Annotated in this window: 23 protein-coding genes; 13 read left to right on the top strand and 10 right to left on the bottom strand. The window is 68.9% G+C overall.

Annotated elements, in window-relative coordinates; translation table 11 throughout:
* The first annotated feature begins 303 nt into the window (after window positions 1–303).
* From KBY86_RS07600 to KBY86_RS15285, 4 genes are all read left to right on the top strand, one after another.
* A complete protein-coding gene (locus KBY86_RS07600; protein WP_255140722.1) occupies window positions 304–753 on the top strand; it encodes a hypothetical protein in 450 nt (149 codons plus the stop codon).
* 483 nt (window positions 754–1,236) lie between these two features.
* Complete coding sequence (locus KBY86_RS07605; RefSeq protein ID WP_255140723.1) at window positions 1,237–1,866, top strand: DJ-1/PfpI family protein; 630 nt, start codon at window positions 1,237–1,239, stop codon at window positions 1,864–1,866.
* Between the two features lie 500 nt (window positions 1,867–2,366).
* Window positions 2,367–3,242 (top strand): bile acid:sodium symporter family protein, encoded by an 876-nt coding sequence (locus KBY86_RS07610; protein WP_094512587.1) that lies wholly within the window; start codon window positions 2,367–2,369, stop codon window positions 3,240–3,242.
* A gap of 283 nt (window positions 3,243–3,525) precedes the next feature.
* Window positions 3,526–3,795: an HD-GYP domain-containing protein gene (locus tag KBY86_RS15285; RefSeq protein ID WP_399221249.1), complete on the top strand. Its 270-nt coding sequence runs from the start codon at window positions 3,526–3,528 to the stop codon at window positions 3,793–3,795.
* Between the two features lie 73 nt (window positions 3,796–3,868).
* On the opposite strand, the gene KBY86_RS07615 is transcribed toward KBY86_RS15285, so the two are convergent.
* Window positions 3,869–4,240 (bottom strand): VOC family protein, encoded by a 372-nt coding sequence (locus KBY86_RS07615; protein WP_094512593.1) that lies wholly within the window; start codon window positions 4,238–4,240, stop codon window positions 3,869–3,871.
* Window positions 4,241–4,382: 142 nt separating this feature from the next.
* On the opposite strand from KBY86_RS07615, the gene mtnA reads away from it, so the two are divergent.
* Window positions 4,383–5,501, top strand: a complete 1,119-nt coding sequence (gene mtnA, locus KBY86_RS07620; RefSeq protein WP_255140724.1) for an S-methyl-5-thioribose-1-phosphate isomerase — start codon at window positions 4,383–4,385, stop codon at window positions 5,499–5,501.
* Window positions 5,502–5,531: 30 nt separating this feature from the next.
* Here mtnA and KBY86_RS07625 read toward each other — a convergent pair whose 3' ends face one another.
* Both KBY86_RS07625 and KBY86_RS07630 read right to left on the bottom strand, forming a co-directional pair.
* On the bottom strand, window positions 5,532–5,951 hold the full coding sequence (locus KBY86_RS07625) for a cytochrome c oxidase assembly factor Coa1 family protein (RefSeq protein ID WP_094512598.1): 420 nt from the start codon (window positions 5,949–5,951) through the stop codon (window positions 5,532–5,534).
* Between the two features lie 24 nt (window positions 5,952–5,975).
* Window positions 5,976–6,404, bottom strand: coding sequence for a hypothetical protein (locus KBY86_RS07630; RefSeq protein ID WP_255101024.1), 429 nt, complete (start codon window positions 6,402–6,404; stop codon window positions 5,976–5,978).
* Window positions 6,405–6,499: 95 nt separating this feature from the next.
* Here KBY86_RS07630 and KBY86_RS07635 point away from each other — a divergent pair, with 95 nt between their 5' ends.
* A complete protein-coding gene (locus KBY86_RS07635) occupies window positions 6,500–7,480 on the top strand; it encodes a class I SAM-dependent methyltransferase (protein ID WP_255140725.1) in 981 nt (326 codons plus the stop codon).
* Here the strand turns inward: KBY86_RS07635 and KBY86_RS07640 are convergent.
* Both KBY86_RS07640 and KBY86_RS07645 read right to left on the bottom strand, forming a co-directional pair.
* On the bottom strand, window positions 7,477–8,481 hold the full coding sequence (locus KBY86_RS07640) for a zinc-binding alcohol dehydrogenase family protein (RefSeq protein WP_255140726.1): 1,005 nt from the start codon (window positions 8,479–8,481) through the stop codon (window positions 7,477–7,479). The genes KBY86_RS07635 and KBY86_RS07640 overlap by 4 nt on opposite strands.
* A 10-nt stretch (window positions 8,482–8,491) precedes the next feature.
* A complete protein-coding gene (locus tag KBY86_RS07645) occupies window positions 8,492–8,956 on the bottom strand; it encodes a hypothetical protein (protein ID WP_255140727.1) in 465 nt (154 codons plus the stop codon).
* A gap of 55 nt (window positions 8,957–9,011) precedes the next feature.
* Between KBY86_RS07645 and KBY86_RS07650 the strand changes: the two genes are divergently transcribed.
* Window positions 9,012–11,156 (top strand): bifunctional aldolase/short-chain dehydrogenase, encoded by a 2,145-nt coding sequence (locus KBY86_RS07650; protein ID WP_255140728.1) that lies wholly within the window; start codon window positions 9,012–9,014, stop codon window positions 11,154–11,156.
* A 57-nt stretch (window positions 11,157–11,213) separates the two neighbouring features.
* Here KBY86_RS07650 and KBY86_RS07655 read toward each other — a convergent pair whose 3' ends face one another.
* A complete protein-coding gene (locus KBY86_RS07655) occupies window positions 11,214–11,777 on the bottom strand; it encodes a hypothetical protein (RefSeq protein WP_094512611.1) in 564 nt (187 codons plus the stop codon).
* Window positions 11,778–11,808: 31 nt separating this feature from the next.
* Here KBY86_RS07655 and era point away from each other — a divergent pair, with 31 nt between their 5' ends.
* The 6 genes from era to larB all read left to right on the top strand — a co-directional run bounded on the left by era (window position 11,809) and on the right by larB (window position 15,913).
* Window positions 11,809–12,822: a GTPase Era gene (gene era / locus KBY86_RS07660; RefSeq protein WP_255101030.1), complete on the top strand. Its 1,014-nt coding sequence runs from the start codon at window positions 11,809–11,811 to the stop codon at window positions 12,820–12,822.
* 102 nt (window positions 12,823–12,924) lie between these two features.
* Window positions 12,925–13,398: a phycobiliprotein lyase gene (locus KBY86_RS07665; RefSeq protein ID WP_094512613.1), complete on the top strand. Its 474-nt coding sequence runs from the start codon at window positions 12,925–12,927 to the stop codon at window positions 13,396–13,398.
* Between the two features lie 14 nt (window positions 13,399–13,412).
* Window positions 13,413–14,141 carry a tRNA (guanosine(37)-N1)-methyltransferase TrmD gene (gene trmD / locus KBY86_RS07670; protein WP_255140768.1) on the top strand — a complete coding sequence of 243 codons (729 nt, stop codon included), beginning with the start codon at window positions 13,413–13,415 and terminating at the stop codon, window positions 14,139–14,141.
* Window positions 14,142–14,169: 28 nt separating this feature from the next.
* Window positions 14,170–14,649 (top strand): 2-C-methyl-D-erythritol 2,4-cyclodiphosphate synthase, encoded by a 480-nt coding sequence (gene ispF / locus KBY86_RS07675; protein WP_094512614.1) that lies wholly within the window; start codon window positions 14,170–14,172, stop codon window positions 14,647–14,649.
* Entirely contained in the window at window positions 14,646–15,125 is a 480-nt protein-coding gene (locus KBY86_RS07680; RefSeq protein WP_255101031.1) for a TIGR03792 family protein, read from the top strand. Before ispF ends, KBY86_RS07680 begins: the two co-directional genes overlap by 4 nt.
* On the top strand, window positions 15,122–15,913 hold the full coding sequence (gene larB, locus KBY86_RS07685; protein WP_094512615.1) for a nickel pincer cofactor biosynthesis protein LarB: 792 nt from the start codon (window positions 15,122–15,124) through the stop codon (window positions 15,911–15,913). Before KBY86_RS07680 ends, larB begins: the two co-directional genes overlap by 4 nt.
* A gap of 142 nt (window positions 15,914–16,055) precedes the next feature.
* Here larB and KBY86_RS07690 read toward each other — a convergent pair whose 3' ends face one another.
* From KBY86_RS07690 to KBY86_RS07705, 4 genes are all read right to left on the bottom strand, one after another.
* On the bottom strand, window positions 16,056–17,039 hold the full coding sequence (locus tag KBY86_RS07690; protein ID WP_369803013.1) for a DUF1517 domain-containing protein: 984 nt from the start codon (window positions 17,037–17,039) through the stop codon (window positions 16,056–16,058).
* 28 nt (window positions 17,040–17,067) lie between these two features.
* On the bottom strand, window positions 17,068–17,277 hold the full coding sequence (gene thiS, locus KBY86_RS07695) for a sulfur carrier protein ThiS (protein WP_094512617.1): 210 nt from the start codon (window positions 17,275–17,277) through the stop codon (window positions 17,068–17,070).
* Between the two features lie 39 nt (window positions 17,278–17,316).
* The gene (locus tag KBY86_RS07700) at window positions 17,317–18,423 is read right to left on the bottom strand and encodes a thiamine phosphate synthase (RefSeq protein WP_255140729.1); all 1,107 of its coding nucleotides are present in this window, start codon (window positions 18,421–18,423) and stop codon (window positions 17,317–17,319) included.
* 229 nt (window positions 18,424–18,652) lie between these two features.
* Window positions 18,653–19,669, bottom strand: a complete 1,017-nt coding sequence (locus tag KBY86_RS07705) for a bifunctional riboflavin kinase/FAD synthetase (RefSeq protein ID WP_255140730.1) — start codon at window positions 19,667–19,669, stop codon at window positions 18,653–18,655.
* Between the last annotated feature and the right edge of the window lie 73 nt (window positions 19,670–19,742).

Genomic DNA, 19,742 nt, shown 5'->3' on the forward strand with positions numbered 1-19,742 from the left:
GTGAGTGGTGTGGACTTGCAGGCTGATGGCTCTGGCCGGCGCTGCTTCAGGCTTCTTTTAAGCCACTCGTTTCGCAATCATCTTCAGTTTGGTGAATCCTGGGTGTCATCGGTGAGGTCATTGGTGAGGTCAATTCAGGGGCTTTTCGGACGACGTCAGGCGGAAGGCTTGAGGCCATTGTTTGGATCTCGCTTCGGGGCAGACGAGGAGCCATGGTTCAAGTCATTTCTGGATTCAGGCTTGGAGTTTTTTGCGTTGTCTCGGTGCGATGCCTGACTGCCGGCTCTAGGTGGTGACCTGCCGATGACCCGCTTCATCCACATCACATCTGCGAAGTTCTCCATTCTTCCAGGAGAAGCTGATCAGATCATCAACGAAGGCACCTATGGGAAGGCCCTGGCGGAGTATCTCACTGACAGACTGCGGGAACTTGGATACCTTGCTCCATTCTTCTGTTGTGAAGACTGGGGGTGGTGGGTGGAGTTGGCCGGCTACCCCTTCACCTTTGGCGTGTGTATTTATGGGCGTGCCTGTGCTGATGGCAGCCTGGAGCTCTACCTCGGCGATGGGGCTACTCCCACAAGACGGTGGAGTTGGCGTCGCTTTCGCTTCGTTAACACCGGTGCCGATGAAGCTGCCGGAGCATTGCACAACGACTTGGTGGCTATCCTCTGCGCCGATCCCGATGTGCACGTGCATGCCACCGATCTGGATTCACCATTTTCCGACGAGGTTCTGATGCCACCTTGTTGACGGATCCGTGTGGCTTCTCGCTTCCACCGGTTCTTGTCTTTTTGGCATTCCGCAATGACCCTGAGCCTGGCCATCTCTGTTCCAGGTCCTGAGCCTCAGCAATGCTGTCGTGATCGCCATGCTTCAGCATGGAGACTGGCATGGATGAGGGGTTGCTGAAGGGTTCGCGCAGATGGCGATCGCGTTGATTGGGTACCACTTCCCTGACAGCAGAGAGGAGGATATTGGCTTACTTGTTGCAGGCTGGTTGCTCGCTGTCTTTCTTGCAAGCGTTGGGGCCAGCCTCTATAACAAGACTGTTGCTAAGTCCTCGATGGGCATGCAGGCACACGTCTCGGTCGGCGACATTGACGATGATGAAGAGGAGCGTCCTTTGTCGTCCAGGCCGGAGCGCTTGCCGCCGGCTGGCTTCACGAGGGGCGTCCGTGTGGGTATGCCCTTGCTCCCAGCTTCAGGCCCAGACCTTCACCTGCAGGTTTCTCCATGGACATCGGCCTTCTTGTGTTTCCTCAGGTTGAAGAGCTCGATGTGATCGGCCCATGGGAGATGTTCTCGCTCTGGAAGCAGCATGACGGTGGCCCCAGCAGCTGCCTCACCGTGGCGGAGCGGCTGGAGCCGGTGGTCTGCGCCAATGGCCTGTCGATCAATCCGCATGTGTCCTTCGAGGCGTGCCCAGCACTCGATGTCTTGCTGGTACCGGGCGGCCAGGGAACCCGCGTAGAAGTGTTCAACACTTGCCTGCTGGAGTTCGTGGCGGAGCAGGCCCGCTCTTGTCAGGCGGTGTTGTCCGTATGCACCGGTGCTTTTCTGCTGCAGGCGGCGGGGCTGCTCGCCGGCAAGCGAGCCACCACTCACTGGGCCTCGCTGGATCGTTTGCGTGCCTTTGGCGATGTGGAGGTGGTGGAGGAGCGATTCACCCGGGATGGAATGATCTGGTGTTCTGCGGGTGTTTCTGCTGGTATTGATCTCACGCTGCGCTTCATTGCTGAGGTGGCGGGTGAGGAGGTGGCCGGCAAGGTGCAGTTCGATGCCGAGTACTTCCCATCGGGTGTTGTTTATGGCCATGCCCACAGTGATGATCAAGCTCCGGATTATCTCCGGAAAACTGACTGACTGGCTGCTTCTCGTCAAACCAGCTCTGTTCCCTGGAACCATTCCCGTCGTGCTAGGTGCAGGTGGCCATGCCATTCCTATTGAGCTTCATCCTTCGCAGATGGGAGGTTCGTAACATCTTGAGTAGCCTCCTTGCGGTTGGCCACGGGGTCGCCCCCGGTTGGCTGCGGCTCGGTCAAAGGTTGGTCACCTGTTGGCTGGAGGATGGCCACAGGGAGGCCAGGGGGTATCGCCCCTGGGCACACTCAGGACGTCCTGACACAGGATTGGCTCCTGGTTTTGACCTCAGATGAGGTTTCTGGCTTTGGTCTCCTGATGCGCTTTCATGAGCTCCCTTCAGGGTGATCGCCAGAGCTGGCTCACCGCCTGCGGCCTCTTGTCTGGATCGCTAAAGCACCCCAGGCCCGCGCCTCAGGTCCGGCTTGTACGTGAGCCCGGTGAGGGCTGGGATTAGGGTCTAGGCCGGCAGACTTCTTTCCTCTCTTGACCAGCAGCGGCTGATGCAAAGCACCATCTTCACGGCGGTTCTGCTGCCGCTTGCGTTGGCGATCGTGATGCTGGGCATGGGGCTCAGTCTGGTGGCTGAGGATTTTCAGCGCATCACACGTGATCCCAAGGCTGTGGCCATCGGTACGTTGTGCCAGCTCCTGGTGTTGCCGCTGATCGGCGTTCTTGTGGCCCTGGTGGTGCCCATGCAGCCGACGATTGCGGTGGGTCTGATTGTGTTGACGCTCTGTCCTGGTGGCCCCTCCTCCAACCTGCTCACCTATCTGGCGCGGGGTGATGTGGCGTTGTCGGTCACTCTCACGGCCGTGAGCAGCATCCTCACCGTGTTCACGATTCCGCTGTTCACCAACCTGGCACTGCAGCATTTTCTCAACGCGCAGGCGGCGATTTCCCTGCCAATTGGATCCACCATGCTGCAGATCTTCCTGATCACCCTCTTGCCTACAGCGATCGGCATGATCATTCGCCGGCGCTTCCCCAGAACGGCGCGACGTCTCGAGCCGCACATGAGCCGCCTGGCGGCGGGGCTGCTGGCGCTCATCATTGTGCTGTTGCTCGCGCGGGAGGGCACCAGGCTGCCGGGCTTCCTGGCGCAGGTGGGCCTCGCTGTGCTGATGCTCAACCTGCTGGCGATGCTGGCGGGTTTCTTCACTGGCCGTCTGTTTCGTCTGCCCCCAGCTCAGCGGATCTGCCTGGCGATCGAGGTGGGCCTCCAGAACGGCACGCTGGCGATCGCCATCACCGCCGGCCTGCTCAACAGCCCGGAGATGGCGATACCAGCCGCCGTCTACAGCCTGTTGATGTATGTCACCGGTTTCGGCGCCATTGTCTATGGCCGTCGCAGCAGCGCAGCACGCGCTGCCCGCTGAATGAATGGCTTGCTGCAGGAAGGTTTCGTGCACGAATGGCATGCTGAAACAATGGTCCGCTCAGTGACTATCCCGCGAGGGGGATGGACTTGGAAAGGCTCCCCGCTCCTTCCCGCCACCAGATGCTCTTGCCTCTACGCCTTCATCAGTGCTGTATCCGCAACGCATGAGCAGGTCATCCGCTCTGCATCAACTGAATACCTCCCAGCTGACCACGCGATGAACATCGGCGGCACCTGTAGTTCCCCTGGCCGGGCGGATTGACGAGCCTGGCCGCTTAGCTGTGCAGTGCCACTTGGAACACCACGAGCACATCAACGGATGTAGATGCCCTGACGCCCTGCCAGGCAATCAATTGTTGATGGAAGACAGGATCCTGGCTGTGGCCGACGTGGTTGAGACGATGTGTTTCCACCGGTCCTACCGTGCAGGCTTGGGCCCCACTGCCGCTGTCGAGGAGATCACCCACCACCGCGGTGTTCTCTACGACTCGGAGGTGGCGGATGCCTGCCTGGTGTTGTTCAACGACAAGGGATACCGCTGCCCGAGCTGAAGGCTGCGTTCCAACGCCGACAACCGCCAGAACAGGACGCCTTCTTTCCGCCGCCTGACCCTGGTGGCTTCGGCTAACGCAGCGAATGCAGCCCGATTGGGTTGCCCTCCGTGTCGATGACCACGGAGATGAAGCCGAAGTTGCCGATCGCCATCTTCGGCCGGCACACCGTGCCGCCAGCGGGCACCACGCGGCTTTCCTCCACCGCGCAATCGTCGCAATTGAAATACACCATCGTGCCGCCTTTGCCCGGTTCGCACCCCGCCATCTTCATCAATGCCCCACCGGCGCCCACCTGCCCGTCATCCATCGGGAAGCACCAGTAGGCCATCTCTGGGTTGGAGAAGTCCTGGAACTCCACCTGGAACACGGCCGTATAGAACGCTTTGGCCCGCTCGATGTCGTGCACGTTCAGCTCAAACCAGGTGACCGGATTCGACGCCATGGCCTGGAGGGATGGGTTTCGCTGATTTTAGGTTGGTTTTCTGATCATTTCCTGCCGTGGTGTTCTGGCTCACGTCCCCGCCCGGCGCCGCTGGGCAGCAGGGCGAAACAATGGGGCCGATGCCCGCACCCCCCGCACCCCCATGAACATCGACGGCAGGCCCTGGCGCACCATCTGGCTGGAGGATGGCGGCCGCTCGGTCGGTGTGATCGACCAGACCCTGCTGCCGCACTGCTTCGTCACCCGCTCGCTCACCAGCGTTGAGGAGGCGGCCGAGGCGATCGTCACCATGGTGGTGCGGGGGGCTCCTCTGATCGGCGTCACCGGGGCTTACGGCCTGATGCTGGCCCTGCAGGCCGATCCCTCCGATGCCTCCCTGGCTGAGGCCTTCGAGCGCCTCGATGCCACCCGCCCCACCGCCATCAACCTGCGCTGGGCCCTGGAGCGGGTGCGGGCCGCCGTGCTGCCTCTGGCGGTGGAGCTGCGCGCCGAGGCGGCCAAGGCCGAGGCGGCCGCCATCGCCGAGGAGGACGTGGCCATGTGCGAGGCGATCGGCGACCACGGCCTGCGCCTGTTTCAGGAGATCGCCGCCCGCCGCCCCGAGGAGCGCCGCGGCCAGCCCCTGAACGTGCTCACCCATTGCAACGCCGGCTGGCTGGCCACGGTCGACTGGGGCACGGCCCTGGCGCCGATCTACAAGGCGCACCGCTGCGGCCTGCCGATCCACGTGTGGGTCGACGAGACCCGCCCCCGCAACCAGGGGGCCAGCCTGACGGCCTTCGAGCTGGGCCGCGAAGGGGTGCCCCACACGGTGATCGTCGACAACGCAGGCGGGCACCTGATGCAGCACGGCCAGGTGGATGCGGTGATCGTCGGCACTGACCGCACCACACGCTGCGGCGATGTCTGCAACAAGATCGGCACCTACCTCAAGGCCCTGGCCGCCCACGACAACGGCGTGCCCTTCTACGTGGCCCTGCCTGCCTCCACCATCGACTGGTCGATCGCCGACGGGGTGGCCGAGATCCCGATCGAGGCCCGTTCCCCCCTGGAGGTGACCCGCATCGCCGGCAAGCCCGTCGCAGGGGAGCCCACCAGCGTGCAGCTGGTGCCCGACGGCAGCGACGGCTTCAACCCCGCCTTCGATGTCACCCCCGCCCGCCTGGTGACGGCCCTGATCACCGAGCGGGGCGTGGCGCCGGCCAGCGAGGCGGGCCTCCAGGCCCTCTATGCCGCCTCGGTGGCGGTGGCCGCGGGTTGATCAGCTGCCCGTCGCCGCCCGGTGCTCGATTCAGAGCGAGGGCCGCAGCAGGCTGATGGGTTCACCGGCGCCGTCCGGTCGGACCGTCAGGGTGGAGTAGGTCCAGGTGCCGGCGCTCTGGCGGGCCTCCACGTACAGGGTGCCGTTGCCCCTGGACCCCTGCAGGGGAATGGCCAGGTTGGCCTGGCCCGTGCCACCGGAAAGATTGACGCTGCCGGACACCAGCAAGCCCCCATTGATCGGGGCGCCCAGCCGACTGATCACCACCGGATCCTTCTGGGCCTTGGCCAGGGCCTGCTGGTAGGGCGTGGTCGATTTGATCAGCCCGAACACGAGGCCGACGATCAGAGCGATGAAGCCGGCAAGCCCGGCCACCCCCGTGAGGCAGCCGGCCGGCACCAGCCATTTCCAGTTGCGGGCCCACCAGTTGGGGGCTGGCTTGCTGTCCATGGGGCCACTCTGGTCCTTGACCCCTCAGAGCCCTTCGAAGCGGACGTTGAGGTTCAGCTGGTTGGGGCCGAGGGCGGTGGCCTGAAGCACCAGGGCGGCCGCCTTGCCCTCGGCGGTGCCATCCACCTTGGTGCCCGCCGGCGGATCCAGCACCAGGTTGAAGCCCCACGGGCCCACCACGGTGTTGATCTTGCGCTCGCTGTAGCCCTGCTTGGCCAGGGAGGCCTTCACCTTGGCGAGCAGCTCGTCCGGCTTGCCGGGCAGCTGGGTGTTGAGGCTGGTCTGGCCGATGGCGTTCGCGGCGAACAGGCTGGCGGCCGGCTTGGGCAGCGGCAGTGACAGGCCCTTGAGCAGGGATCCGGCCGGGGTGGCCAGGGCGGCTCCGCCGACCAGGGCGCCGGCTCCCACCAGCAGGGAGGTGGAGAAGGCCAGCAGACGGGGACGCCAGTGCATGGCTTGGTCTTCGCGGCAGCAGTGCAACCGTACCCCGATTCAGCCGGGCTGGCTGCGGCGAGAATGCAGTCCCCCGCCGCTGCCGCTCCGCCGCCATGGCCCAGGCCCAGCCCGCCGCTCCGGCCCTGACCGCCGCCGCCCCGCCCCCCAACTGGGTGGCTTCGCGCCATCCCCTCGGCTGGCTGATCGACCGGCTGCTGGCGGTCGAGCCCCTGCGCCGGCTGCTGTTCCTGCAGGCCCGCCAGCTGATCATCCGCACCGCCGAGCGACGCGGCATCGCCTGGCGGGCCCGGCGCGAGGAGCTCGTGCGGCAGGCCGAGCCGCTGCTGGCCAGCAGCACGGATGCGGCCACCGCCACGCCGGCCTACTACCGGGCCCGCTTCCACGCTTACCAGGAGGGCAACCTCTGCTGGCAGGCGGCCGGTGAGGCGGAGCAGGCCACCGATGCCATGGCCCTGCGGGTGTGGCCGGGGGAAACCCTGGAGCCCCAGGACGCCCAGCGGCGGCTGCGGGACGCGATCTTCGCGGCGATCGAGCCCAGCCTCACCGGCCCGGTGCGCAGTGCCCTCGACATCGGCTGCTCGGTGGGCGTCGGCACCCTGGCCCTCAAGAACTGGCTGGAGCGGCGTGAGGGCACAGGCGTCGCCGTCGACGGCCTCGACCTCTCCCCCCAGATGCTGGCGGTGGCCAGGGTCCGCGACCCCGGCGGCCGCATCCGCCGCTGGCACCACGCCGCCGCCGAAGCCACCGGCCTGCCGGCGGCCAGCGTCGACCTGATCACCCTCCAGTTCGTCTGCCACGAGCTGCCCGCAGGCGCCACCCAGGCGGTGCTGCGGGAGGCGGCCCGCCTGCTGCGGCCCGGCGGGGTGGTGGCCCTGGTGGATCAGGACCCCGATTCAGACGTGATCCGCCGCCTGCCGGCGCCGATCGCCACCCTGCTCAAGAGCACCGAGCCCTACCTGGCCGACTACTTCAGCCTCGATCTGCCCAGGACCCTGGAGCAGGCCGGCTTCCGCGACGTGCGCCGGCAGGCCTGCGACCCCCGCCACCGGGTGCTGGTGGCGCGGCTGGCCTAGTCCCAGCCCACCAGCGCGATCTTGCCGATCGTGCTCCCGGAGGCCAGCTGGGCATGGGCAAGCTCCAGGTTGGCGGCGTTGATGGGGCTGAGGGTGCGGCCCAGGGTGGGGCGCAGCTCGCCGGCCTCGAAAAGCGCGGCGAGGTGATCCAGGATCTCCCCCTGCCGCCCCATGTCGGCGGTCTGGAACTGGGAGCGGCTGAACATGAACTCCCAGGCGAACGTCACGCTCTTGGCCTTGAGCCGGTTGAGGTCAAGGGGGTGGCGGTTGCCCACGATCGCCACGATCGAGCCCAGCGGGGCGATGAGCTCGGCCATCACCTCCCAGTAGGCGTCAGTGTCGCTGAAGTTGGCGATCCGATCCACCGCCTCGAAGCCCAGGGCGGCCAGCTGGGGAGCCAGGGGCCGGTGGTGGTCGACGACGTGGTGGGCCCCCAGCTCCTGCACCCAGGCGGCGCTCTCGGGGCGCGAGGCACTGGCGATCACCACCGCCCCGGCCCGGCGGGCCAGCTGGATGGCGATCGAGCCCACCCCGCCGGCGCCGCCGAGGATCAGCAGGCTGGGGCCACCCCCGCCCCCGGCCGCACCAGCGTCGGGCGGATCGAGCCCGAGCCGCTCGAACAGTGATTCCCAGGCCGTCAGCCCCGTCAGCGGAATGCTGGCTGCCTCGGCCCAGGAGAGCCGGGCCGGTTTGCGCCCCACCAGCCGCTCGTCCACCAGCACGGCTTCGGCGTTGCAGCCGGCCCTGCCCGCATCGCCGGCGAACATCACCGGATCCCCCACTCGGAAGCGGCGCACCCGCTCCCCCACCGCGCTCACCACCCCGGCACCATCCCAGCCCAGCTGCTTCGGAGCCGCGCCGGGGCCCACGGCCGCCCGCAGCTTGGTGTCGATCGGGTTCACTGCCACCGCCTCGATCCGCACCAGCAGGTCGTGGGGGCCGGGCACGGGCTCCGGCAGCTCCGTGTCCACCAGGGCAGGGGTGGCGAGAATCGCTCTCATGGCGGCGGGGTCAGTAGCGGCAGTAGCCCACCTCCCCCTTCAGGGGCGGTTTGCAGGGGAAGCGCAGCGGCACGAAGATCCGGTTGCCGTTGGCGTCGTTGGTGAGCGAGATGTTGCCCTGCACGTAGAGCTCCCGGCGCCAGAGGCCCCCCAGCCGGTCGCGCAGCAGGTCGCTGCCGCTGGGGTCCTTGCCCTTGCCGGACACCTCCCGGTAGGTCATCGACAGGCCGTCCTTCCAGCGGATCTTCAGGCCGCCGGGGATCTGCTCGTCCACGCAGGCCAGGGGCTTGCCGTTGTACTCGCAGTCCTTCCAGCCGTCGCGGGGAATCTGGGGCGGGTTCGGCTGCTGGGCCGGGCCGGGCGCCGCCAGGGCCAGCAGCACCAGTGGCACCACCGGCAGCAACGCTGCAGCCGCCCACCCCCTGCCCTTCTGCTGCGGGGTGAGCGGGGGCCTGCGGCGGCAGTGGGACGACACGGGCAGGCCCTGCAGGGTGGCTCCCCGTAGTCTCCCCCAAGCTCCTTCCCGTCCCATGGCCGTGCTCAACCGCTGGTCCGACGCCGATGCGCAGGCGGCTGTGGCCCACTACGGCGCCCGGGGCGTGAGCGAGGCGCTGGCCCTGCGCACCTACTCCGCCCGCCTGCTGGGCGCCGACCCGGAACTGGTGCTGCACGGCGGCGGCAACACCTCGCTGAAAACGAGCGTCACCGACCTCCTCGGCGACACCATCTCCGTGTTGTGCGTCAAGGGCAGCGGCTGGGATCTGGCCACGATCGAGCCGCCGGGCCACCCGGCCGTGCAGCTGGAGCCGCTGCTGCGGCTGCGCGCGCTGCCGTCCCTCAGCGACGAGGACATGGTGGCGGCCCAGCGGCGCCACCTGATCGATCCGGCGGCGCCCAACCCCTCGGTGGAGGCCCTTCTGCATGCCTTCCTGCCCCACGCCTTCATCGATCACACCCATGCGGTGGCGCTGCTAGCGCTGGCCGATCAGCCCGACGCCGAGACGGTGTGCCGCCGGGTCTATGGCGAGCGGGTGGCGATCGTTCCCTACGTGATGCCCGGCTTCGCGCTGGCCAAGGCCGCCGCCGAGGCCTATGAGGCGGCCGCCGAGGCCGCCGCCGCCCGCGGCCAGGAGCTGGAGGGGATGGTGCTGCTCCAGCACGGGCTGTTTTCCTTCGGGGCCACGGCCAAGCAGAGCTACGAGCGGATGATTGCGCTGGTGGAGGAGGCCGAGCGCGCCCTCAGCCCCAGCGAGCGCCTGTTTCAGCCATGCGCCCTGCCGAGCCGCCCGGCACCTGCGGCGGCGTTGCTGCCGCTGGTGCGTGGGGCCCTGAGCCGGGCCGCCGGGCGTCAGGGCTGTGCGCGCCGCTGGCTGCTGGATCTGCGGCAGACCGCCACCGCCCTGGCGGTGGCCAACGACCAGCGCCTTGGCGACTGGGCCGGGCGGGGGGTCGCCACCCCCGACCATGTGATCCGCACCAAGGCCCAACCGTTGGTGCTGCCGCCGGCGCCGCCGGCAGAGGGTCCCGAGGCCGGGCCGGCTCTGCAGTCCTGGGCGGTGCAACTGGAAGCGGCGATGCAGGCCTATGTGGACGACTATCAGGCCTACGTGCACCGCCAGAACAGCCGCGTGGGCGGCCACAAGACGCCGCTGGATCCCCTGCCACGCGTGATCGCCATCCCCGGCCTGGGCCTGGTGGGGGTGGGCGCCAGTGCGGCGGCGGCTGCCGTCACCGCCGACATCGCCGAGGCCTGGGCCCAGACGCTGCTGGCCGCCGAGGCGCTGGGCCGCTTTCAGCCCGTTGGTGAGGACGACACCTTCGACATGGAGTACTGGAGCCTGGAGCAGGCCAAGCTCGGCAAGGGCAAGGAGCTGCCCCTGGCCCGGCACGTGGTGCTGGTCACCGGTGGAGCGGGTGGCATCGGCGCGGCGATCGCCCGGGCTTTCGCCGTCGTCGGTGCTGAGGTGGCCGTGCTCGATCGTGACGCCGAGGGGGCTGCCGCCGTGGCCGCCAGCTGCGGCAAGCGGGCGCTGGCGCTCAATGCCGATGTCACCGCACCGGCGCAGGTGCGCGCGGCCATCGATCAGCTGGTGACCCGCTTCGGTGGCCTCGATCTGGTGGTGTCCAATGCCGGCGCCGCCTGGACCGGCCCGATCGCCACCCTTGAAGACGCCGATCTGCGTGCCAGCTTCGAGCTCAACCTTTTCGCCCACCAGCACGTGGCCCAGGCCGCAGTCGCCGTTTTCCGCGCCCAGGACGGCGCAGGCCTCACCTCAGCTGCTCCCGATCCCTCCCCGCTGGGCGGCCAGCTGCTGTTCAACGTCTCCAAGCAGGCCCTCAATCCCGGCCCGAACTTCGGTGCCTACGGCATCGCCAAAGCGGCCCTGCTGGCGCTGATGCGCCAATACGCGCTCGAGGGGGGTACGGAGTGCATCCGTGCCAATGCCATCAATGCTGATCGCATCCGCTCCGGCCTGCTCGACGACGCCATGATCCGCGCGCGCTCCGTCGCCCGCGGCGTCAGCGAGGCCGCCTACATGGGCGGCAACCTGCTGGGCCGGGAAGTGACCGCCGCCGATGTGGCCGAGGCCTTCGTGGCCCTGGCCCGCCTGGATCGCACCACCGGCGCCGTGCTCACCGTCGACGGCGGCAACGTGGCGGCGATGGTGCGGTGAGGGATCAAGCCCACCAACCAACTGCCGGCCCATGCGCTTGCAAGCAGCCATTCCCTCTCAAGCGGGCTCTGCCACTTCCTTGATCGCCGCCGCGATCGCGGCACGCTGCTCGGCGTCGTAGCCCCAGCGCTCCAGGAAAGCCACGTCGTTACCACGGCCTGCCGTGGCCTCCAGCAGCGTTTCAAGCCGCTCCTTCACAGCCCTGGGGTCCAGCAGGCGCAGCAACTCCACACACCGCTGGTGCACCCGCTCGGAACTGGCCTGCATGGCCCCATCGTCCTGGCGCTGATGGTGCAAGGCCATCGCCTTGCTCATCGCCAGGTTGCGGGCGGTGAGATCCACCACCCCGGCGCCTGCCTGGCGTAACTGCCACACCAGGCCATCGGGCAGGCGGTCCATCAGGGGGGAATCGCCGGCCAGCGCCACCACGAAGAACCCCCGGGCGCCATCGCGGCTCTGCACCAGCTCCCCCACCCGATCCGCCAGCACTTCGTCGCTCAGCTCGCCGTTCTCCCACAAGCCCAGCCACTGGGCCGTGATCTCCATGGCCTGCGGAAAGCTGGGAACAGCAGCGGGGCTTCCGGCTCCCGCACCGAGTGAAGCCGGGGTGGAGGCAGACATCGACGGCCCTTGGGATGACACTGTTGAAGGTATGCATTCTCCGCTCCTACCGGCGAGCCACCCGCCCGACTTCCGCTCCGGGTTCGTGGCCCTGGTGGGCCGGCCCAACGTCGGCAAATCGACGCTGCTCAACCAGCTGGTGGGGGAGAAGGTGGCGATCACCTCCCCCGTGGCCCAGACCACCCGCAACCGTCTACGGGCGATCCTCACCACTCCCGCCGCCCAGCTGGTGCTGCTGGACACTCCCGGCATCCACAAGCCCCATCACCTGCTGGGGGAACGGCTGGTGCGCAGCGCCCGCTCCGCCATCGGCGACGTGGACGTGGTGCTGCTGTTGGTGGACGGCAGCCAGCCGGCCGGCCGCGGCGACGGCTTCATCGTGGAGCTGCTGCGCCAGAGCCGCAGGCCTGTGCTGGTGGCCCTGAACAAATGGGACCTGGTGGATCCGGCGGAAGCCACCGCCCTGCAACGCAGCTATGACGCCCTGCTGAACGACCGAGGAACCACCGGCTTCCGCGGCGACGAGCCCGGTGGTGCCCCTGCTGACGCCACCAGCGGCGCAGGCGCCCGTGAAGCCCTCGCCCCCTTCGCCGAGCTCTTCCCGTGCAGCGCCACCAGTGGCGAGGGCTGCGAGGCGCTGGTGGCGGCCCTCACGGCACGGCTGCCGCTGGGCCCGGCGCTCTACCCGGCCGACACCATCAGCGACCAGCCGGAGCAGTTGCTGCTCGCCGAACTGATCCGCGAGCAGGTGTTGACCCTCACCCGCGAGGAGGTGCCCCACTCGGTGGCGGTCCAGGTGGAGCGGATCGTGGAAGACGGCAAGCGAACGGCCGTGCTCGCCACGGTGGTGGTGGAGCGCTCCAGCCAGAAAGGCATCCTGATCGGCAAGGGCGGAACCATGCTGCGGGACATCGGCAGCGGCGCCCGCGTCCAGATGCAGAAGGTGTTCGACGGGCCCGTGTACCTCGAGCTGTTCGTGAAGGTGGTGCCGAACTGGCGCCGCAACCCGGCGCGGCTCGCGGAGCTGGGCTACCGGGAGGAGTGAAGGCTGGCCGCGCGAGCCGCCCGGCGGCGCGCTGGCCCCTGCCGTTGCCGCTGGGCCCTGAGCCGTGCTTCAGGATGGGCGCACCGCCCGCCCACTGCCGCCATGACCGGCCCGAGCCCAGCGTTCCCACCGGCGGATCTGCCCGCCTTCCTGCAGCTCTGCGCCGGCCGCTGGATGGGTCTGCGCAGCACGCTGGCCGGCAGCGCCAGCAGCAACCCAGACGACGGCGCCGCTCCCTTGAGCGAGCGGGGGGAGGTGGAGGTGACCCTGCTGGAGGCAGGTGCCGCAGGCGATCTGGGCGGCCTGCAGGTGAATGCCCCGGAGGGCATCCGTAGCACGCTCGGCTTTGACGGTGACGGCGGCCTGCGGGGCGTCGACGGAACGATCGGTCGCTGGCAACTCTGGCCTGACGGAAGCCTGGAACTGGAACTTCAGCGCCGTGAGGGCCTGGTGCGGGAACGGATCTGGTTCACCAAGCCCAACCTGCGCCTGCGCAGCAGCGTGGAGCACCGCGCCGATGGCAGTGCCGCGGTGGCCAGTTTCTGCAGCGAGATTCGCCGCGTGAGCGCCTCCTGAGCACCGTGAGCGGCCTGCGGATCGATGTCGTGACGCTGGTGCCGGAGGCCTTCGAGCCCCTGCGCGGGCTCGGGGTGATCGGCCGCTCGTTCGCCGCCGGTCGGGCCAGCCTGCACACCCACAACCCCCGCGATTTCGCCACCGACCGCTACCGCAAGGTGGACGATGTGCCCTACGGCGGTGGTGCGGGCATGGTGCTCAAACCCGAGCCGGTCTTCGCCGCCTTCGAGGCGATCCCGCAACTGGAGCGCCGCACGGTGTTGCTGATGAGCCCGCAGGGCCAGCCTCTGCGGCAGGCCCACCTGCGCCACTGGGCCACCAGCTGCGACCAGCTGGTGCTGCTCTGCGGCCACTACGAGGGCTTCGACGAACGCATCCGCAGCCTGGCCGATGCGGAGGTGTCGATCGGCGACTTCGTGCTCACTGGCGGGGAGCTGCCGGCGATGACCGTGATCAATGGGGTGGTGCGGCTGCTGCCCGGCACGGTGGGCACCGCCGCCTCGCTCGACGACGAAAGCCACAGCGCCCTGCTGCTGGAGCATCCCCAGTACACCCGCCCGGCCAGCTTTCGCGGCATGGAGGTGCCCCAGGTGCTGCGCAACGGCCACCACGCGGTGATCGCCAGCTGGCGCCACGCGCAGCAACTGCAGCGCACCCGCGAGCGCCGCCCCGATCTCTACCAGCGCTGGCTGGAGCAGGGAGGCGGCGCGGAGGACGCGTCCGCGCCGGGAGAATGCCCATGATGGCTCCGCTTCGCCTCACGGCTTCGGCATGCAGCTGCGCATCGGCAACGGCTACGACATCCACCGGCTGGTAAGCGGACGGCCCCTGATCCTCGGGGGCATCCGGCTCGACCATCCGCTCGGCCTCGATGGCCACAGCGACGCCGACGTGCTGGTGCACGCGCTGATGGATGCCCTGCTGGGCGCCCTCAGCCTCGGCGACATCGGCCGCCATTTCCCGCCGGAGGACGCGCGCTGGAAAGGCGCCGACAGCCTGCTGCTGCTTGAGCGGGTGATGGAGCTGGTGCGCGAGCAGGGCTGGCAGGTGGTGAACGTGGATGCGGTGGTGGTGGCGGAGCAGCCCAAGCTCAAGCCCCACATCGAGGCCATGCGCGCCGCCATCGCCGCACGGCTGGCGGTGGAGCCGGAACAGGTGGGGGTGAAAGCCACCACCAACGAAGGTCTGGGGCCTACCGGCCGTCAGGAGGGCATCGCCTGCCATGCCGTCGCCCTGCTGCAGAAACCATGAAGGGTTGGTGGCTGGCGCTCTGCCTGGGGCTGGCCCTGCTGGTGGCGCCTGGGCTACAACCGGGCATGGCTCTTGCCGCGCCGGGCGCTGCCGGCTCAGGCCTGGAAGCTGGCGCAGACGTGGCAGCCAGGGCCGACGTGGGCATCGGAGCTGGAGCCATCGAGCTCTTGCGGTTGCGGGTGCCGGCAGAGCAGCGCAACTGCTGGTTGCAGGCTGAAGCGGTGGGGTGGGGGCCCTGGTTGGAGCGGCAGCAGGGTTTCGCGGGCCGGGAGCTGTTCTGGAACGCCCGCGACACGGAAGGCGTGCTGCTGATCCGCTGGCGGCGGGCGTCCGACTGGCATGGCCTTGCAGAAACCAGCCTGGCGGAGCCCCAGCAACGCTTTGAGGCGGAGGCACGCCGCTGTCTGGCTCTGCCCACCACCGCAGACAACCCCTTTGCGCTGCTGGGCAGCGCCGAACTGCTTCCGCAACCATGAACACCTTCGGCACCGGGCCGATCCCTCCCCACAACGACCCCGAGATCGCGTCTCAGCACAACCCGGGGCCCGGCCTGATTGCTGGGGTGGCCGAGCTCGATCTGGAGCGTCCGCTACGGCTGGGGATGACGGAAGCGATCTGGGGCCAGGACAAGAGCGCTACACAGATCGCCGCCATCCTGCTGCGGCTGGCCCAGACCGCCCAGACCGTTCTGGTGACGCGCGTGAGCGACGAGAAGGCTGCCGCTGTTGCCGTTCTCTGCCGAGAGGCGCTGCCGCCGCTACCGGCAGAGCGGGCTCTGGCCTATCACCCGATCGCCCGCTGCCTGACGCTCGGCCTGCAGGAGGGCAGCAGCGAGCCGCCCGTGGCTGCCACGCCGTCGGTGGCGGTGGTGTGCGCCGGCAGCAGCGACCTGGCCGTGGCCCAGGAGGCGGGCCTGGCCCTGCGCTGCCACGGCATTGCCCACGACCTGGTGGTGGACGTGGGCGTGGCGGGACTGCAGCGCCTGCTCGGCAAGCTGGAGCGGCTGCGGCGTGCCCGCGTGTTGATCGTGTGCGCCGGCATGGAAGGGGCCCTGCCCACCGTGGTGGCCGGGCTGTTGCCCCAGCCGGTGATCGCCGTGCCGGTGTCGGTGGGCTACGGCGTGAGTGCCGGCGGCATGGCAGCGCTGCATGGCATGCTCGCCAGCTGCGCGCCAGGGCTTGCCGTGGTGAACATCGACAACGGCTACGGTGCCGCCATGGCCGCTCTGCGCATCCTCAACGCAAATGAACAGGGCGATCACTGAGTGGGTTGCCAGCTCAAGCAGTTGAAGCGGCTGTGGCCGACAGCCGGTTCAACTGATGGGATCGAGCGGCTGCAGCCGTTGCTTGGCCTTTGCAGGGGTTGAACGGCTATGGCTGTGTGGCGCGTGCAGCCGTGGCTGAGGCTCAGAGGTGCTGCAGCTGTGGGTAGGCGGTAAGCAGTTCCTCGGTGCTGAGCACTTCGCCCTCGCCTTCGGGCTGCCAGATCACTTCGAGGGCCAGCAGATCAGTGGAGCTCACAGCTCCCAGCACGCCAAGCGCGTTGCGGAGGTCGTCGGCGGTGCTGGCGGATTTGATCGGGATGCGGCCGCGGCTGGCCACCAGCAGGGTGATGGCGATGAAATCGCTGGTGGCATCGGCGTTGCCCACCGGCGCGGCGGCATCCTGGAAGCGCTTGCCGCCCACATTGGAGGTGACCTCGCGGCGCAGCTTGCTGCGCTCTGTCATCGAGAGGCGGTTGAAGGTGGTTTCGGCGCTGGGAAAGGGCACCTGACCCACTTCCACGTTGGCGTACACCCAGAGATCGGGGTTGCGCAGCAACGAGAGGGTGGTTTCCTGCAGCACCCGCTGCAGGCCGGCGCTGCTGCCCGTGTCCGCCTGTGCTGCCAGGCGGCGCAGATCGCTCTGCAGATCGCGGGCCGTGGCGAGCAGGCCCATCTGCAGCTGCGCCACTGCCACGGGGCCGTCGGCGCGGGGAGCGACCATCGCCCCGCCGCCATTGCCGCCGGTCAGCGCGCCGCCACCTCCACCGCGCAGGGTGTTGGCGATCACGCCCACGATCGCCATCAGGACCAGGAAGCCGAACAAGCCGCCGCCGCCGAAGCCGAAGATCGGGATCAGGAAGGGGAAGCCGATGCCGCCGCCGAAGCCGCCACCGCCGCCCCGGTAGCCGCCACCCCCGAAGCTCCCGCCACCACCGCCGCTGAAGTTACGCGGCATGGAGGGGGCGGAACGGAAACTGCCGCCGCCGATGCGGCCACCGCTGGCGGCCTGGCTCGGCTGCGGCGCAGCGAACATCACCAGGGTGCTGAGCAGGAACGGCAGCACCAGCCAGGCCGACAGGCGCAGGCGCCCCGCGCTGGCACGGCCGGTGGCTTGGGGAGAGGACACGTCAGTTGCCGCTGCGAATGGCTCGAATCTAGGAACCACCCCCCACGATGGTGACGACTTCCAGAACGTCGCCATCGTTGAGGGGCTGCTCCGGCCAATGCCGCCGGGCCAGCACCGTGCCGTTGAACTCGACCACCACCAGGCGGGGCTCGTAGCCGAAGTGCTTCAGCGCCTCCTGCAGGCTGAGACCTGCCTGGCACTGGCGGGCCTCACCGTTGAGTTTCAGAGAGAGGGTCACGGCAGCGGAAGGGCGAAGAGGTTGTGGAGGCGACGGAGTTCAGGGCAGGGGTGGTGAGGGAAATGGTGCTGAGTGAAGTGGTGGCAGGGCGGCCAGCAGCTCGCGGCTGGCCGCCGCCGGATCGGCGGCCTCCATGATCGCGCGCACCACCGCCACCCCCCGGGCGCCGGCCGCCAGCACCGGCGCGAGCGTGGCGGCCTCGATGCCGCCGATCGCGAAGAAGGGCAGCGGGCTCTCCGCCGCGGCCTCACTGAGATAGGCGAACCCCACCGGTGCGCGGCCGGGCTTGGTGGGCGTGGCATGCACGGGCCCCACCCCCACGTAGTCACAGCCATCGGTCACGGCCTGGCGCAGCTGCTCGATGCAGTGGGTGCTGCGGCCGATCAAGCGCTCCGGCCCGAGCAGGCGACGGGCGATCGCCGGCGGCAGATCCCCCTGGCCCAGGTGCACGCCATCGGCGTCCACCGCCAGGGCCAGATCCACCCGGTCGTTCACCAGGAACAGGGCACCATGGCCGGCGCAGAGCCGGCGCAGGGCGGTGGCTTCGGCGAAGCGCTGGCTGTCGTCGGCCTGCTTGGCCCGGTACTGCACCAGACGGACCCCCGCCTCCAGGGCAGCCGCCACCGTGGTTTCGAGAGCTTCAAGGGTCTGGCAGGGGCTGGTGATCAGATACAGCCGGCAGGAGGCCAGCTGCTGGCGCCGGTGGCCCAGGCCCGCCGTGGCCTGCAGCACGGCCACTTCCAGGTCGTAGGCGAGATAGCGCAGCGCTGAGGCCTCCGCCGCCAGCTCCGGATCGCTGCTGCGGCCGAATTCCTCGAGCACCCGCAGGGCTTCCTGCACCCGGGCGGCATTGGCCCCCAGCACTGCCGCGGAGCCAAGCCGCTGCTGCTGGGCCGGATGGGCCAGGCCCGCCGCCGGATCGGTGGCGCTGTGGCGCGCCTGCTTATAAATGTCCTGATGGCGCCGGCCGAGACGCTGGCGCATGTCCTTGCTGCGGGCCACCAGGTCGTCGCGGCCGAGGCCGAAGCGGCACCAGTCTTCGATCACCCGCAGCCCCTCCCGGGCCCGGTCGAGGTTGGCGTCCAGCAGGCGCAGCACGGCCGGCTCCGCCAGCTGTGGACCGGAGGCAGAGAAAGGAATGTCCATCGGAGCAGGGGAAGGGTTGAGGCAGGCAACGGTGAGGCCGCGTGGCGGCGGGCCAGTGAAGCAATGAGACGGCGTGGAGGTGAGCCAGCCAGGTGGCAGGCGGGCGGACGGCGCCGGGATGGCGCGGCGGGAATGTGGGGACGGGACGGAATGGGCTCGTTAGGGTGGAGGACCATTCCCAGAGCCCATGAATTCCGGCGGCGGCGACAGCCCGATGTGGGTGCTGGTTTCAGGGATTCTGCTGCTGGGCGGCATCGCGGCCTTCATCAGCTGGGGCCTCACGAACGCCTATCCCGCCGCCTGAGCTGGCCACCGCCGCTTCAAGCATGCGCTCGGGCATCAAGGCGCGGGCCTGCTCGGCATCCCGGCCGATCTGGGCCTTGAGGTCCTCCAGGCTCTCGAACCGCTGCTGGCAACGCAGCAAGGCCAGCGGCTGCACCTCCAGCACGTGCCCCTCCAGCTCAATCTGGCGATCCAGCAGGTGCACCTCCACCGCCGAGGGCGCCAGGGGGTCCACCGTGGGCTGCGGCCCCAGATTCATCACCGCCGCCATAGGGCCGCCACCCTGGGTCCAGGCCAGGGCGGCATACACCCCCTCCAGCGGAAGGAACTTGCGCCCGTCCACCGCCAGGTTGGCCGTGGGCCAGCCGAGCGTGCGGCCCAGCCGGCGCCCGCGCCCCACAGTGCCGCTGAACCGGTAGGGACGCTCCAGCAGCCGCCCGGCCTCATCGATCCGGCCAGCGGCCAGGGCCCTGCGGATGCGGCTGCTGCTCACCCGCTCGCTGCCATCCCACAGCATCGGCAGCACCGACACCTTCAGGCCGTGCTGGGCGCCGATCGCGACGAGGGCAGCCGCATCACCGCAGCGGTTCACGCCGAAGCGGAAATTCTCTCCCACTGCCACCTCATGGCACTGCAGCGCCCCCACCAGAACCCGTTCGACGAACTCCTGCGGTGTGAAGCAGGCGAGCTCGCGGGTGAAGGACACCATCACCAGCTGGCGGATGCCGAAGGGTTGAAGCAGCGAGAGCTGCTCGCTGGGCAGATCGAGGCGCAGGCGGGGCTCGCCATGCAGCAGCTCGCGGGGATGGGGCCAGAAGCTCACCACCGTGGGCACCAGGCCAGCGGTGGGGGCGGCAGCGATCGAGGCAATGACCCGTTGGTGACCCTGGTGCAGGCCGTCGAAGCTCCCAAGGGCGACGGCGGTGGGGGTCAGGGCATCCTGGGGAGATCGCAGCGGTATCAACTGTCCAGACGGTTCCCGCGGGGGTCCATCCTTCCACGCGGCGCCGGGCGCTGTGGCCCTGCGGTCAGGGCCT

This window comes from Synechococcus sp. Lug-A, assembly GCF_024345655.1.
Lineage (GTDB): Bacteria > Cyanobacteriota > Cyanobacteriia > PCC-6307 > Cyanobiaceae > MW101C3.

What these genes read in the sequence shown, in the direction of transcription:
- larB (WP_094512615.1), top strand. Translation starts at nt 15,122, where the DNA reads ATGAACACCTTCGGCACCGGGCCGATCCCTCCCCACAACGACCCCGAG.
- KBY86_RS07655 (WP_094512611.1), bottom strand. Translation starts at nt 11,777, where the DNA reads ATGTCTGCCTCCACCCCGGCTTCACTCGGTGCGGGAGCCGGAAGCCCC.
- KBY86_RS07640 (WP_255140726.1), bottom strand. Translation starts at nt 8,481, where the DNA reads ATGAGAGCGATTCTCGCCACCCCTGCCCTGGTGGACACGGAGCTGCCG.
- KBY86_RS07615 (WP_094512593.1), bottom strand. Translation starts at nt 4,240, where the DNA reads ATGGCGTCGAATCCGGTCACCTGGTTTGAGCTGAACGTGCACGACATC.
- KBY86_RS07630 (WP_255101024.1), bottom strand. Translation starts at nt 6,404, where the DNA reads ATGCACTGGCGTCCCCGTCTGCTGGCCTTCTCCACCTCCCTGCTGGTG.
- KBY86_RS07680 (WP_255101031.1), top strand. Translation starts at nt 14,646, where the DNA reads ATGAAGGGTTGGTGGCTGGCGCTCTGCCTGGGGCTGGCCCTGCTGGTG.
- KBY86_RS07605 (WP_255140723.1), top strand. Translation starts at nt 1,237, where the DNA reads ATGGACATCGGCCTTCTTGTGTTTCCTCAGGTTGAAGAGCTCGATGTG.
- ispF (WP_094512614.1), top strand. Translation starts at nt 14,170, where the DNA reads ATGCAGCTGCGCATCGGCAACGGCTACGACATCCACCGGCTGGTAAGC.
- KBY86_RS07635 (WP_255140725.1), top strand. Translation starts at nt 6,500, where the DNA reads ATGGCCCAGGCCCAGCCCGCCGCTCCGGCCCTGACCGCCGCCGCCCCG.
- KBY86_RS07625 (WP_094512598.1), bottom strand. Translation starts at nt 5,951, where the DNA reads ATGGACAGCAAGCCAGCCCCCAACTGGTGGGCCCGCAACTGGAAATGG.
- KBY86_RS07700 (WP_255140729.1), bottom strand. Translation starts at nt 18,423, where the DNA reads ATGGACATTCCTTTCTCTGCCTCCGGTCCACAGCTGGCGGAGCCGGCC.
- KBY86_RS07600 (WP_255140722.1), top strand. Translation starts at nt 304, where the DNA reads ATGACCCGCTTCATCCACATCACATCTGCGAAGTTCTCCATTCTTCCA.
- era (WP_255101030.1), top strand. Translation starts at nt 11,809, where the DNA reads ATGCATTCTCCGCTCCTACCGGCGAGCCACCCGCCCGACTTCCGCTCC.
- mtnA (WP_255140724.1), top strand. Translation starts at nt 4,383, where the DNA reads ATGAACATCGACGGCAGGCCCTGGCGCACCATCTGGCTGGAGGATGGC.
- KBY86_RS07610 (WP_094512587.1), top strand. Translation starts at nt 2,367, where the DNA reads ATGCAAAGCACCATCTTCACGGCGGTTCTGCTGCCGCTTGCGTTGGCG.
- KBY86_RS07665 (WP_094512613.1), top strand. Translation starts at nt 12,925, where the DNA reads ATGACCGGCCCGAGCCCAGCGTTCCCACCGGCGGATCTGCCCGCCTTC.
- KBY86_RS07650 (WP_255140728.1), top strand. Translation starts at nt 9,012, where the DNA reads ATGGCCGTGCTCAACCGCTGGTCCGACGCCGATGCGCAGGCGGCTGTG.